The sequence below is a fragment of the Acidovorax sp. 94 genome (assembly GCF_003634645.1).
GTDB lineage: Bacteria > Pseudomonadota > Gammaproteobacteria > Burkholderiales > Burkholderiaceae_C > Acidovorax > Acidovorax facilis.
Window position 1 is genome coordinate 1732406 of record NZ_RBJA01000001.1, and the last position, 12951, is coordinate 1745356.

The window sequence follows — 12951 nt, forward strand, 5'->3', positions numbered from 1 at the left end:
AAACAAACGAACAAACAAAAACGCGAAGCGCGGGAGTTTGCCACAGGCACTATTGGTAACAACCCAGGGGAACAACCGGCCTTGCCATGAGGGCGGGGTGGGCTGTCTAGAATGCTCCAGCCTTCAAGACCGCCCCTTCATGCAGCCCCTGCCCTTCCCCATCCGCACAGAATGCCCGCCTGGTGCCTGTGTCTGCGACCGGGATGCCCTGCTGCAATCCCCCGATGCCGTGCTGGAGGCACGCATCCTGCAGCTCACCCAGGCTGAAGAAAAGAAGTTGCTGCAGCGGCTGGAGAACATCACCAGCCTGAGCGACCTGCGGCGTTTGCAGGAGCGCATGGAGCAGCAGCTGGGCCTGCGGCTGACCATTGCCCCCAGCCCCAACGAAGTGCGCACCCTGCGCGGCATCACCATCCTGGTCCACGAGCAGCGCGGCCTGTGCCGCAAGACACGCCAAGCGATTCCGGCAGCCATCAAGAAGGGCATGGACCAGCGGCCGGAGATCACGTACGAGCTGCTGAACGAGGGCGGGTTGTTCTCGGGGTTGTGACCCCGCGCATCCGTCTCTTTGCCCACCCGCCCTGCCCGCCGCATGCAAGACGACCTGTTCGGCAGCCCCGAAGCCCCAACACCTCCTGTGCCTTCGCGGCATTCCACCCGGCCGACCAAAGCCGATGCGCCCGAAGCCGCAGAACATGCCGCGCCGCCTGCCCCGCGCAAGCGCTCCAGCCAGGTAACCGCTATGGCGCACGACGATGCGCTCACCGCCCTGGCCGCCGCCTTGCCCCGGCAGTTGCGCCTGGGCACCTCCAGCTGGACCTACCCCGGCTGGAAAGGCCTGGTGTGGGAGGGCGAACATTCCGACACGCAACTGTCCAAGCAAGGCCTGGCGGTGTATGCCCAGCATCCGCTGATGCGCACCGTCAGCATTGACCGCAGCTTCTACCGGCCGCTCACCGTGAGTCAGTACGAGCGTTATGCGTCGCAGGTGCCCGATGACTTCCGGTTTGTGGTGAAGGCACCGAGTGTGGTGACCGATGCCCTGGTGCGCAGCGAAGACGGCCGGGGCCGCCAGGCCAACCCGGCGTTTTTGAGCCCCGAACTGGCCCGCAGCGAGTGTGTGGAGCCTGCCCTGCAAGGCCTGGGGCACAAGCTGGGTGCGCTGGTGTTCCAGCTCAGCCCGCTGCCGCTGGCGCAGCTGGACCGCCTGCCGCTGCTGCTGGACCGCCTGCGCACCATGCTGCTCGCCCTGCCAGCCCTCGCGCCCACAGCGCCCGATGGGGTGATTGCGGTGGAAGTGCGTGACCCCGAATGGCTGACCCCCGACTTTGCCGCCGTGCTGCGCGATGCCGGTGCCACCTACTGCCTGGGCCTGCATGCCAAGATGCCGCCACTGCAGCAACAGCTGCCCATGCTGCGCGCGCTGTGGCCCGGCCCCCTGGTGTGCCGCTGGAACCTGAACCCCGTGCATGGCCCCTATGGCTATGAAGAGGCGGAGCGCCTGTACGCCCCCTACGACCGCCTGCACCACCCCGACCTGCCCACCCGGGCGGAGCTGGCCAGCGTGATTGCGGGCATCACGCGCCGGGGGCAGAACGCTTTGGTGACCATCAGCAACCATGCCGAGGGCTGCGCGCCGCTGACGGTGCGCGGTGTGGCCGACGAAGTGGCCGCGGTGCTGACGGCAGCGCCCCGCTGATGTGCACGCGCAGCAGCGACGTCCCAGCGGGTGAGTCTGAGCGCGGTGTGAGCCGGATGCGATGTACCGCTCTGGAAGGCGAAATACTCACATATTCATAGCTGCTAGCGCTTATCCATCAAGCGCTAGATGCACTTTTTATTCAAATTTTCTGCAAGCGCTTGTGGCATGGGTCAGGAGCCTGTCGGACTTGGAGCGTCGATAGCGAAAATCGGCCCCAGCGAGGACAGTTTTTGCCGGATTTGCAGCCCCATAGCCCGGCTATGGGGCAAAAAGACGGTAAAAAATGGACCGCTGCGGTCAATTTGCAGCCGACGATTTCCAAGTCCGACAGGCTCCTCATATGGTCGCCATTGTCAATACTGTCAGTGCCTCATTTGGTGTGCTCTCAGGATCAATCGGGTGATGCGACACGAGCGTTAGCAGCGACGATGAATCAGACTCATATCCGCGGATTGGTTACCAGCACTTCATCGATTCGTCGTGGGCCTGCCTCGCTCTAGCGTCGGGGATCTGCCTTGCGGTGCCCTGGTAGGAGTCTCGAGGGTTGCCCTATCGTGGCCCGTATCGCATCGCCAGATCGATCCTGCTGCTTGCTTGTCCTGCCTCTTTTCTTTCAGATGGTTTGGCCTTGCTCGCGCTGCGCCTGCATGCCGATGGCCCAGATGAAGCCTGCCAACTCTCTTGCGACGGCGATGCAGGCTTTGTTGGCCTGCAAGCCACGTGCACTCAACGCCGCGAAGCGCTGTGTCAGTCGCAACTGCGCTGTCCATGCCATCCTTCGTATCGGCTCGGACAGATCTTGTTGCCTGATCTGCGCTTGTTTGCCGATGCGCGCCTTGAAGCGGTAGTTCCAGGCAGCTTCGGTCAGCAGCCGCCGGGCGTGTGCGTTGCCTGTCTTGGTGATGCTGCCCCGGCTCGTGCGCTGACCACTGGAGTGCTCCGCGGGAACCAGGCCGAGATACCCCATGAGCTTGCGGGGATGCGCAAAGCGCCCCAGATCTCCAATCTCTGCCACCAGACCAATCGCCGTGATCGCGGCAATACCACGCAGCGCCTGCAGCGCAGCCACCACGGGCTCAAAGCGCCAGCCAGTGATCGAGGCCTGTAGCGCCTTCGTCAGCCGGTCCACACGGTCATCTGCTGCCGTCACGGCTTGCCAGTATTCGGTAAATGCCGTCTGCGTGGCGCCAGCACCGAAGTTCAGTGTTCCCAGCCAGCGGTAGTAGGCGCCGCACCACGAAGTTTTGCCGGTGTAGCGCACGTCGTGGCGCAGCAAGAACCCCTTGAGTTGGTGGCGGGCCTGCACGCGAGTGTTGACCGCGTCTTCGCGCGCCCGCGACAGGTCGCGGATCGCTTCGTCCTCTGGGTCGGGGATCCACACGGCGCTCAACTGGCCAGCGCGAGAGCACTCGGCCAATTGAACGCAGTCGCGCCCGTCGGTCTTGATCCTGTCTCCCGGGCGGCGCGGGATCTGCGAGGGGGCAATGATCTCGCACAGGTAACCCTTGCTTTGCAAGGCGCGCTGAAGGCCAAAGCCGGTAGGCCCGGCCTCGTACACGATGTGCAGCTGATCGGCGTTGCCGACCTTGGTCAACACCTTGAACAGCTTGTTCACATCGTGCGTGACCTTGCCTATCAGGCGCCCAGGCATGCGCCCGGGCTCGGCCGCTGCGATGCTGATGCTGTCTTTGTGGACGTCCAATCCCACGTGAATCTTGCTACTCTCTTGCATGGTCGGTCTCCTTGTTGCTGACGACGCAAGTCACAGCATGTAGCTCTACGTCCTTGGACGCAACCTACGATGTGGGAGACCGGCCGCCTAGTCGAGGGGCGGCGACCATGATGTCTAGGCATGCACCATCACCCCGCGCCTGCCGCCCAGCGTGATCCACGCCAGCGCCACGCCCACCAGCGCCCCGGTGGCCATGCCAATCACCATGGGCAAGGGCTTGCCGGTGGCAAACAGGCCGACCACGCCCATGGCCAGGGCGCCCGTCAGCATCTGCAGCGTGCCCAGCAGGGCCGATGCCGTGCCGGCGATGGCGCCGTGTTTCTCCAGCGCCAGCACCGAGGTGGTGGGGATCACCAGCCCCATGAGCGCGCTGGCCACAAAGTACAAACCGATCAGCACGGCCAGGTCATCGCCGCCCAGCAGGTAGTAAAGCAGCAACGACGCCATGACCGCGCCCGAGGCCGTGGCCGCCGCCTTCACCACCCGCACCATGCCAAAGCGCTCACCCAGCGTGGCGGTGAACTGGGAGGCGCCGATGAACGCTGCCGCGTTGACCCCAAAGGCCAGGCTGTACTGCGTGGGCGTCAGCCCGTAGTGGTTGATGAGCACAAACGGCGAGCCCGCCAGGTACACAAAAAACCCGGCCATGGCACAGCCGCCAATGAACACCAGGCCCAGGTAGTGCCAGTCGCGCAGCAGCAGCGCGTAGGCGCGCAGGGCGCCGCCCAGGCTGCTTTCCACGCGGTCGGACGCGGGGCGTGTCTCCTGCAGGCTGCCGTACACCAGCGCCAGCCCCGCCACGGCGGCCACGGCTACCACCCAGAAGACGCCGCGCCAGCCCGTGAGCGCAATCACCCCGCTGCCCGCCAGCGGCGCCAGGATGGGCGACACGCTGAACACCAGGATCAGCAGCGACATCAGCCGCGCTGCATCGGTGCCCGTGTGCAGGTCGCGCACCACGGCACGCGGTATGGCCATGCCCGCCGCCGCACCCAGGCCCTGCAAAAAGCGCAGGGCCACCAGGGTTTCGATGTCACTGGCCAGCGCACACCCCACGCTGGCCACCGTGAACAGGCCCAGGCCAAAGTACAGCGGCGGCTTGCGCCCCACCATGTCGGAGATAGGGCCGTAAAACAGCTGGCCAGCCCCCAGCGCCAGGAAAAACGCCGTCAGGCTCCACTGCACAGCGCCCACCGACGCCCCCAGGCTGGCGCCAATATCGGGCAGCGCGGGCAGGTACATGTCGATGGCAAAGGGGCCGATGGCCGAGAGCAGACCCAGGATGAGGGCCATTTTGAGGAAGCGGGAAAAATGCATAGCCGCCCATTGTCACCATTTCGGTGCACACCACTCGGGTAAACCCTGAATGAACGGCCAACAGCGCTAGCTGCGCACGGCAGGTACTGCGCCCACCCTTCAGTCCGGAGCCAGTTCGATGCGGTTGCGCCCGGCCTGCTTGGCGCGATACATGGCGCGGTCGGCGCGGCGCACCAATTCTTCGGGGGCCTGGTCACGCTGGGGCACCAGGCTGGCCACGCCAAAGCTGACGGTCACGATGCCGAAAGGCGCGCCCTCATGCGGCAAGGCCAGCGCCTGGATGGCCTGCTGGATCTGGCGGGCCACTTCCATGGCAGCCTGCGCGTCCGACGCCGGCAGCAGCACCACAAACTCCTCGCCACCAAAACGCGCCGCCAGATCACCCTCGCGGCGCCCGCCGGTTTGCGCCAGGGTCAGGGCCAGCGCCTGCAGGCAGGCATCGCCCGCCAGGTGACCATAGTGGTCGTTGAAGTGCTTGAACACGTCCACGTCCAGCATGATCAGCGAGAGCGGCGTCTGCGCCCGCTGGGCGCGGGCCCATTCGTGCGCCAGGGTCTGGTCAAAATGGCGGCGGTTGGCAATGCCGGTGAGCCCATCGGTGTTACTAATCAGTTGCAGCCGCTGGTTGGCCTGCGCCAGGGCCTGGGTGCGCTCTTCCACCAGCGCCTCCAGCTCCAGGTTGCGCTGCTGCAGGCGGCCTACCGGGTACACCTCGCCGTCACGCGCCAGGCCGTAGGGGATGGAAATGCTGCTGTGGGCAATCTTCCAGTCGCCCTCCTCATGGCGAAACACCAGCACCAGCCGCGCGGTCTCGCGGGCAAACAGTGCGTCAGGAATGGGCAGCCGGATGTGGAAAAACGCCGTGACGGCCACCACGTCATCGCTCAACTCCTGGGGGAAGAGGTCCACCACGTCAATGCCGATGCGGCCGGGCACCTGGGCAAAGTCCTGCAAGGTGACGTCAACCCAATCGCTACGGCTCTTGACCAGCTGGTCGCTGCTGCCCGCAAAGCCGCTGAAGTTGTCGCTGAAACGGGTGACCAGCCTTGCATCCCGTGCGGCATACATCTCGATGTATTCGTCGAACAGCAGTCGGATCAATCGCTGGCGTTCTGGGGACATGGGTGGGTTCCTTGGCGGAAGGGGGGCACAAGCTGCGCGCGTCAGGCCGTGGGCTCCACAGCCGATCGCTCCTATCAATGTAGCACCGCAAGCGCCTCCTGTGCGGGGTGTGTGAGGCCACTGCGCTCCGGGCCTACCCGAACAGTGGCAGGGTGCCACCCGGGCACGCGCCTTCAATCTGCAGCATGCGCAGCTTGGTCAGCGCGCCGCCTCCGGCCGAAAAGCCGCCCGGCCGGTCACCCGCCGCCAGCACCCGGTGGCACGGCACCACGGGCGCAAACGGGTTCAGGCCCAGCGCCTGCCCCACGGCGCGCGACAGGCCCTTGCTGCCGATCTGTTCGGCCACCTCGCCATAGGTGCGCGTGCGGCCCGGCGGTATGGCCCGGGCAATGGCATACACCTGCTGGTGAAACGGCGAAATGCCGGACATGTCGAGCGGCACCTCGCACAGGTCGCGGGGTTGCCCCGCCAGCAGCGCCTGGATGCCTTCGATGGCGCTGCGCACGGGGGCGGGGGGCTCCCCAGACTGCGCGCAGTGTGAATGGCTGCGCAGCAAACGCGCCCGGGTCGCCTCGGCATCCGCCTCGGGCAATTGCACGGCCACGATGCCGCCCGGACACCAGGCAATGCCGCAGGTGCCGATGGCGGTGTCGAACAGCGCATGGCCGTGGCCAGGGGCGGCATCAGGCACAGTGCGGGCCCCTCCTTGCAGGTTGAATTTTCACTACTTTTTTTATAGCTACTAGCGCTTACCGAATAAGCGCTAGAGGCGAATTTCTCTCATATTTTCGGCATTCAACCTGCACCTGCGCCATCAATCGGCCCGCAGCGCCGCGCGCAGTTGCGCGCCCAGCTCGGGCTTGGCGGCAAACGGGTCGGTGGGGTTGCGGATCATCATCACGTCTTCCATGCGCGTCTGCACCGAGGCCAGTGCCTTGGGGTGGCTGTAGATGTAGAACTGGCCTTGAGCCGCTGCGTCGAACACTTTTTGCGCTACCTCGGCGGCAGTCACCTTGCCGCTGCCCACGGCCTTGTCGCTCATGGCCTGGCCGATGAGCTGGCTCTTGGTGGGCTTGTCGGCGGGCAGGTCGCCGGGGCGGTTGCGGTGGCTTTGGTTGATACCGGTGGGCACGAAGAACGGGCACAGCACGCTGGCGCCGATCTGGTCGGTGACGAGCGACAAGTCCTGGTACAGCGTCTCCGACAGGCTCACCACGGCATGCTTGCTCACGTTGTAGATGCCCATGTTGGGCGCATTGAGCAGGCCCGCCATGCTGGCGGTGTTGATGATGTGGCCGCGCCAGGCCGGGTCGGCCTTGGCCGCTGCCAGCATCATGGGCGTGAACAGGCGCACACCGTGCACCACGCCCCACAGGTTCACGCCCAGCACCCATTCCCAGTCCTTGACGGAGTTCTCCCACACCAGCCCGCCCGCGCCCACACCCGCGTTGTTGAACACCAGGTGCGGCGCGCCAAAGCGCTGCTGCACATCGGCGGCCAGCTGCTCCATCTGCGCAGCGTTCGATACATCCACCTTGCGGGCCAGCACCTGGCTGCCTGCGGCCTGCATCTCGGCAGCGGCGGCGTCCAGCGCGTCCTGCTGCACATCCACCAGCACCAGGTTCATGCCGAGGCGGGCACCGATGCGCGCGCATTCCAGGCCAAAGCCCGAGCCTGCGCCGGTGAGGACGGCGGTTTTGCCGGAAAAGTTGTCGATCATGGTTTTTGTCTCCTTGAGTCCGTAACAATTTAGAGCGTTGGGTTGAAACTGGCGGGGCCCACGCCGGGGACGCCGAGCAAGGGCCGCCCCGCAGCGAGGGCGTCGTCCCCCTTCCCGGCGAAGCCGAGAGAAGGGGGAAGCGGCACAGCCGCTCAGGGGGATGGTCTTAGAACATACCCAATGCGCGGGAAGTGCACATGCACCGTGCCCGCGCGCGGGTCGGTACGCCGCAGCGTGTAGCGGGTGCGGGTGGCAGCAATCAGCTCGCCCTCGGTGGGCTCCGTGCCAAAGCTCTCGGCGGAAATCGTGACCTGGCTGCCCAGCGGGATGCCGTGTTCGTCCTGGAACACGTCGTCCATCAGGGGCAAAGGGTCTATGCCCGCAGCCACCGTAATGGCGTCCTGAGCGCTGAACTTTTCCATACGACCATGGCCCAGCGCTGCGATGCGGTCCATCCACTCCAGCACGGCGGGGGTGGCCGCGAAAATGTCGGCCATCACCGGACCAAACTGACGCGTGAACCACAGCGGGTGGTAGGCAGCAAAGTCAGCCAGGCAGGGCTCGGCGCCGAACAGGAAGTCGTGCTCCTCGGCCATGTGGGCGATGCGGCGCAGGTACGAGCGGTAGGCAGCCGTCGCGTCGGCCGGTCGCAGGCGCTGCATGCCTGCGGTCATCTCGCGGCGGTCTTCGCTAAACACCTGCGCGGCAGCGGGCGGCAGGTTGGCAAACATCACGGCTGCGCCCTTGGGCTGCAGGTTGTAGGCCATGGCGGCCCAGAACAGCGTGCTATCCGCCCACTGTGCAAACACACGCGCCACGCCCTTGAGGTGCGGCGGGTACAGCACCGGCTCGGGCTGTTCATGCTCCAGCACGTCGCAGATGAGGGCCGAGTCGCAATAGATGTCGGCGCCGATCTGCAAGAACGGCGTCTTGCGATAGCCACCCGTCAGCGCCACCACATCGGGCTTGGGCATGACGCTGGGGATGATGACGGACTTCCAGGCCAGTTGTTTGAAGCCGAGCACCGCACGAATCTTTTCGGAAAACGGGGACGAGGGGTAGTGGTGCAGGATGAGGTGGGACATGGGGTTCTCCTCGAAAGACTGATCAGTTATCTGAAGCGATTGAATTCGGTAACAGCGGCCGGGCTTGTCTCGGCCGAGACCAGCGCCCCCGCGCAAGGGCCGCCAAGCCGCGTATGCGGCGCTTCGCTTGTGGGCGCTGGGGGCGTCCCCCTCCCGACTCACGCAGTGAGTCGAGAGAGGGGGAAGGCGCGAAGCGACTCAGGGGGTGCTTCATGTCGGCAGCGCGCGGGCCAAGATGGCGTCAAGGTTGACACCCGTACCCAGCGTGCCAAAGCTGTAGCCCCAGTCGCCAGAAAGGCGCGAGTCGCAAAACGCGCGGAACACGGCGCCGGGCGCACTGCGCAGCAGCAGCGCCGCCTGCACTGCCAGGGCCACATCTTGCGCAAGGCGGCGGGCCTCGGCCTCGGTGGTCATGGCGTCCACGCGCAGGGGCAAGGCACCTGCCAGACGGTCCAGCGCGGGGTGGGCGCCGCGTGCAGGGGCCAGTTCGGCGTCGAGCGCGGCGGCGGCATCGGCGCGGCGCACGGCGCGCATCAGATCCAGCGCCATGATGTTGCCCGCGCCTTCCCAGATGGAGTTGAGCGGCATCTCGCGGTAGATGCGGGCCATCACGCCCTCGCCGCCCTCTTCCACATAGCCGTTGCCGCCCAGGCATTCCATGGCCTCCTGCGCAAACACGCTGCCGCGTTTGCACACCCAGAACTTGGCCACGGGCGTGAGCAGGCGGGCCATCACGGCCTCGTGTTCACTCTTGTCCTTGTGGTCAAAGGCACTCGCAAGCCTTATGGACAGTGCGGTAGCCGCTTCACTTTCAAGAGCAAGATCGGCCAGCACATTGCGCATCAGCGGTTGCTCGAAGAGCTTCTTGCCAAAGGCCGAGCGCTGGCGCGTGTGGTGCAGAGCGATGCTGAGCGCCTGGCGCATGAGGCCGCTGGTGCCTAAAGCGCAATCGAGCCGCGTCATGGTGCCCATCTCCAGGATCTGCGCCACGCCACGGCCTTCCTCGCCCACGCGCCAGGCCAAGGCGTTGATAAATTCGACCTCGGAGCTGGCATTGGCGTGGTTGCCCAACTTGTCTTTCAGGCGCTGGATGCGGATGGTATTGACCGCACCCCCACCACCATCGGGCAGCACGCGCGGCAAGAAGAAGCAGGTAAGCCCGCCGGGTGCCTGCGCCAGGATCAGGAAGGCGTCGCACATGGGGGCCGAGAAGAACCATTTGTGGCCGGTGATGCGGTAGCGTGCGCCCCAGGCGTCTTCACCATCGTGCACAGCCTGTGTGGTGTTGGCGCGCACGTCCGATCCGCCCTGCTTCTCGGTCATGCCCATGCCCATGGTGAGCGCGGATTTTTGCGAGAACAGCGCGAGGCGCGGGTCGTACTGCGTGCTCGCCAAACCCTTGCTCCAGTCCGCCCATACCGCTGAATTGCCTCGCAATGCCGGGGTCACGGCGTAGCTCATCGACACGGGGCACAGCACCGAGGGCTCCGCTTCGGTGAACAGCATGAAGCCTGCGGCCCGCTCGGTATGCGCGTGGCCCGTGTCCTGGCGCGACCACGGCGTGGCGTGCAGGCCGTGGCGCAGCGCAGTGCCGATGAGCGCGTGGTAGCTGGGGTGGAACTCCACCACATCGGTGCGATGGCCGAAGCGGTCGTGGGTGCGCAGTTGGGGTTTGTAGGTGTTGGCGAGCCGAGCATGGGTCTGCATTTCGGCCGATCCCATCTCCGCGCCCAGCGCCGCGAGGCCCGCCAGCGGCAGGCTGGGGGCATGCAGGCGCAGCGCGTCCTGCAAGGGCTGGTTGGCGGTGAAGAGGTTCACATCGGCCCAGGGCGTGCTCTGGTTGAACACCTCATGGGTGACGGCAGGGCTGGCAGCGGTCATGGCGGCTCCTCAGGCAGTGGGGCTGTCACCCCGTCTCAGCATTTCGATGTGGGGGATATCGTCTTCCAGGTACTCATCGGACACGGCCTCAAAACCCAGGCTGCCGTAGAAGCCCTGCAGATGGGCCTGCGCGCTGATGCGGATGCCCCGCCCCGGCCATGCCTGGCTGCAGCGAGCGATGCCCTCGGCCATCAGCGCCCTGCCCGTGCCGTTGCCCCGCGCTTCCTTGGCGGTGACCACGCGGCCGATGGAGGGCTCAGGGTAGTTCACGCCCGGGTCCACCACGCGCAGACAGGCTTGCAGCGCACCCGCCTCGTCGTAGCCCAGCAGGTGGTAGGACTGCTTGTCCGCCCCGTCCGGGTCCTGGTAAGGGCCCTGCTCCAGGATGAACACCTTGCAGCGCAGCGCCAGCGCATCGTGCAGGGCGTGCACGCCGAGGTCGTCGAAGCGGGCCCAGGTCCACCGCATTAGAACCTGCTCCCGGCCTTTTCATGGGGTGCGTTGCCCCACAAAGGCAGTGGATGCAAGGCGCCCACCGCAAGCCGCACCGATGTGCGGCGAGGATGGGCAACGCAGCAGACGCTGCCTTTGCGGGGCAACCCGGAGGGCATGGCAGCAAACAGCCACGCTCGTCGTTGCCCACCTTGCCCAGGCGGCCAGCATGGGCTGCGGTGGACGCCTAGATCGTGACTGTTTGCTGTCATGCGCACCCCATGAAAAGGCCGGGAGCAGGTTCTTAGATCAGCTTCACCAGCTGTTTGCCGAAGTTCTTGCCCTTGAGCAAGCCCAGGAAGGCCTCGGGCGCAGAGGCGATGCCCTGCGCAATGGTCTCGCGTGGGCGCAGCTTGCCGGTGCCGACCAGCGTGCCCAGTTCCTTGAGCGCATCAGGCCAGACTTCCATGTGCTCGCTCACAATGAAGCCTTCGACCTTCATGCGGTTGATGAGCATGAGCGCGGGGTTGGCCATGGGCAGCGGTGCGCCGTCGTAGCCAGCGATCATCCCGCACAGGGCAATGCGGCTGAAGGCGTTCATGCGCAGCATGACGGCGTCCATGATCCAGCCGCCCACGTTTTCGAAGTAGCCATCGATGCCGTTGGGGCACGCTTCCTTCAGGGCCTTGGACATGGCCTTCACGTCGCTGTGTTCCTTGTAGTCGATGCAGGCGTCAAAGCCCAGCTCTTCCACTGCGTACTTGCACTTGTCGGCGCCACCGGCAATACCCACCGCACGGCAGCCGCGCGCCTTGGCCAATGCGGCAAACGCGCTGCCCACCGCGCCGGTAGCGGCGCTTACCACCACGGTGTCGCCTTCCTTGGGCGCAATGATCTTGACCAGGCCGTACCAGGCGGTCACGCCAGGCATGCCCACGGCGCCCAGGTAGTGCGACAGCGGCACATGGGTCGTATCGACCTTGCGCAGCGCGCCGGGCTGGTCGGCATTGACCACGCTGTACTCCTGCCAGCCACCCATGCCCACCACCTTGTCGCCCACCGCGTACTTGGGGTGCTTGCTTTCGGCCACTTCGCCCACAGTGCCGCCGATCATGACTTCGCCCAGCGCCTGCGATGCGGCGTAGCTCTTGCTCTCGTTCATGCGGCCGCGCATATAGGGATCCAGGCTCAGAAAGTGGTGGCGTACCAGCACCTCGCCGTCCTTGAGCGCGGGCGTGTCGGTGGCCACCAGCTTGAAGTTGCTGACCACGGCTTCGCCTTGGGGGCGGTTGTCGAGAACGATTTGTTGGTTGCGTGGCATGAGAGGCTCCTTCAGAATGTCTATCACTATAAATTCAATAGCTGCCAGCGCTTATAGATAAAGCGCTAGAGGCCAATTTGACTTAAAAATCTGACTCAATCGGTGGAAATGACCTTGAGGTCATTCACATTGCGCCCATCGACTGGCAGGCGCCGCACGTACTTGAACGTGCCGGTGGCATGGCAACACACCTTGCCCTGCGCGTCATACACCGTGCCTTCGGTAAAAGCCATGGTGGCCGTGCGGTGAATGAGCCGCCCCTTGGCCACCAGCGGCCCGCGTGCGGGCTGCATGAAGCTGGTCTTCATCTCAATGGTGACCACGCCCATGTCGGGCGTCTCGCTGCGCGCCGCCGTGGCCATGGTCACGTCCAGCAGCGTCATCGACGCACCGCCGTGGGTCACGGCAAACGAGTTCAAGTGCTCGGGCTGGGCTTCGTAATGCAGCTCAGACTCGCCGCCTTCCATACGCTGCAGCGTGAAGCCCAGGTGGTGGACAAAGGGAATTTCGACACCGAAACTTTTCAAGGGATTTCCTCAGAACACAAACCTCAAATACTGGCGCGGCCCAGACCAGGGCAGCCGAGCAAGGGCCGCCCCGCAGCGAGGGCTGCGTTCTCCTTCCCGGCGAAGCCGAGAG

The 12951-nt window shown here is 65.4% G+C and carries 12 protein-coding genes; 2 read left to right on the forward strand and 10 right to left on the reverse strand.

All coding sequences use genetic code 11. The features are described from left to right. Positions 1-139: 139 nt before the first annotated feature. Together C8C94_RS08020 and C8C94_RS08025 are read left to right on the forward strand one after the other, a co-directional pair. Positions 140-550: a hypothetical protein gene (locus C8C94_RS08020; RefSeq protein ID WP_121420358.1), complete on the forward strand. Its 411-nt coding sequence runs from the start codon at positions 140-142 to the stop codon at positions 548-550. Positions 551-592: 42 nt separating this feature from the next. Continuing rightward, on the forward strand, positions 593-1699 hold the full coding sequence (locus C8C94_RS08025; RefSeq protein ID WP_121420359.1) for a DUF72 domain-containing protein: 1107 nt from the start codon (positions 593-595) through the stop codon (positions 1697-1699). A gap of 616 nt (positions 1700-2315) precedes the next feature. On the opposite strand, the gene C8C94_RS08030 is transcribed toward C8C94_RS08025, so the two are convergent. The 10 genes from C8C94_RS08030 to C8C94_RS08075 form a co-directional block, all read right to left on the reverse strand. Then, the gene (locus C8C94_RS08030) at positions 2316-3434 is read right to left on the reverse strand and encodes an IS110 family transposase (protein ID WP_121419543.1); all 1119 of its coding nucleotides are present in this window, start codon (positions 3432-3434) and stop codon (positions 2316-2318) included. A 114-nt stretch (positions 3435-3548) separates the two neighbouring features. Next, complete coding sequence (locus tag C8C94_RS08035; RefSeq protein ID WP_121420360.1) at positions 3549-4751, reverse strand: multidrug effflux MFS transporter; 1203 nt, start codon at positions 4749-4751, stop codon at positions 3549-3551. Positions 4752-4850: 99 nt separating this feature from the next. Beyond that, entirely contained in the window at positions 4851-5873 is a 1023-nt protein-coding gene (locus C8C94_RS08040) for a diguanylate cyclase (protein WP_121420361.1), read from the reverse strand. 133 nt (positions 5874-6006) lie between these two features. Continuing rightward, on the reverse strand, positions 6007-6564 hold the full coding sequence (locus C8C94_RS08045; RefSeq protein WP_121420362.1) for a methylated-DNA--[protein]-cysteine S-methyltransferase: 558 nt from the start codon (positions 6562-6564) through the stop codon (positions 6007-6009). A 123-nt stretch (positions 6565-6687) separates the two neighbouring features. Beyond that, on the reverse strand, positions 6688-7593 hold the full coding sequence (locus C8C94_RS08050) for an SDR family oxidoreductase (RefSeq protein WP_121420363.1): 906 nt from the start codon (positions 7591-7593) through the stop codon (positions 6688-6690). 152 nt (positions 7594-7745) lie between these two features. Then, positions 7746-8678 (reverse strand): glutathione S-transferase family protein, encoded by a 933-nt coding sequence (locus tag C8C94_RS08055; protein WP_121420364.1) that lies wholly within the window; start codon positions 8676-8678, stop codon positions 7746-7748. A gap of 210 nt (positions 8679-8888) precedes the next feature. Beyond that, positions 8889-10559: an acyl-CoA dehydrogenase family protein gene (locus tag C8C94_RS08060; RefSeq protein ID WP_121420365.1), complete on the reverse strand. Its 1671-nt coding sequence runs from the start codon at positions 10557-10559 to the stop codon at positions 8889-8891. A gap of 9 nt (positions 10560-10568) precedes the next feature. Next, positions 10569-11027: a GNAT family N-acetyltransferase gene (locus C8C94_RS08065; protein WP_121420366.1), complete on the reverse strand. Its 459-nt coding sequence runs from the start codon at positions 11025-11027 to the stop codon at positions 10569-10571. Positions 11028-11295: 268 nt separating this feature from the next. After that, positions 11296-12312 carry an NADP-dependent oxidoreductase gene (locus C8C94_RS08070; protein WP_121420367.1) on the reverse strand — a complete coding sequence of 339 codons (1017 nt, stop codon included), beginning with the start codon at positions 12310-12312 and terminating at the stop codon, positions 11296-11298. A 95-nt stretch (positions 12313-12407) separates the two neighbouring features. After that, positions 12408-12839: a PaaI family thioesterase gene (locus C8C94_RS08075; RefSeq protein WP_121420368.1), complete on the reverse strand. Its 432-nt coding sequence runs from the start codon at positions 12837-12839 to the stop codon at positions 12408-12410. Positions 12840-12951: the final 112 nt, after the last annotated feature.

Excerpts from the sequence above, each read along its gene's own strand:
- C8C94_RS08060 (WP_121420365.1), bottom strand. The coding sequence starts at position 10,559 with ATGACCGCTGCCAGCCCTGCCGTCACCCATGAGGTGTTCAACCAGAGC.
- C8C94_RS08030 (WP_121419543.1), bottom strand. The coding sequence starts at position 3,434 with ATGCAAGAGAGTAGCAAGATTCACGTGGGATTGGACGTCCACAAAGAC.
- C8C94_RS08035 (WP_121420360.1), bottom strand. The coding sequence starts at position 4,751 with ATGCATTTTTCCCGCTTCCTCAAAATGGCCCTCATCCTGGGTCTGCTC.
- C8C94_RS08020 (WP_121420358.1), top strand. The coding sequence starts at position 140 with ATGCAGCCCCTGCCCTTCCCCATCCGCACAGAATGCCCGCCTGGTGCC.
- C8C94_RS08050 (WP_121420363.1), bottom strand. The coding sequence starts at position 7,593 with ATGATCGACAACTTTTCCGGCAAAACCGCCGTCCTCACCGGCGCAGGC.
- C8C94_RS08055 (WP_121420364.1), bottom strand. The coding sequence starts at position 8,678 with ATGTCCCACCTCATCCTGCACCACTACCCCTCGTCCCCGTTTTCCGAA.
- C8C94_RS08070 (WP_121420367.1), bottom strand. The coding sequence starts at position 12,312 with ATGCCACGCAACCAACAAATCGTTCTCGACAACCGCCCCCAAGGCGAA.
- C8C94_RS08065 (WP_121420366.1), bottom strand. The coding sequence starts at position 11,027 with ATGCGGTGGACCTGGGCCCGCTTCGACGACCTCGGCGTGCACGCCCTG.
- C8C94_RS08040 (WP_121420361.1), bottom strand. The coding sequence starts at position 5,873 with ATGTCCCCAGAACGCCAGCGATTGATCCGACTGCTGTTCGACGAATAC.
- C8C94_RS08025 (WP_121420359.1), top strand. The coding sequence starts at position 593 with ATGCAAGACGACCTGTTCGGCAGCCCCGAAGCCCCAACACCTCCTGTG.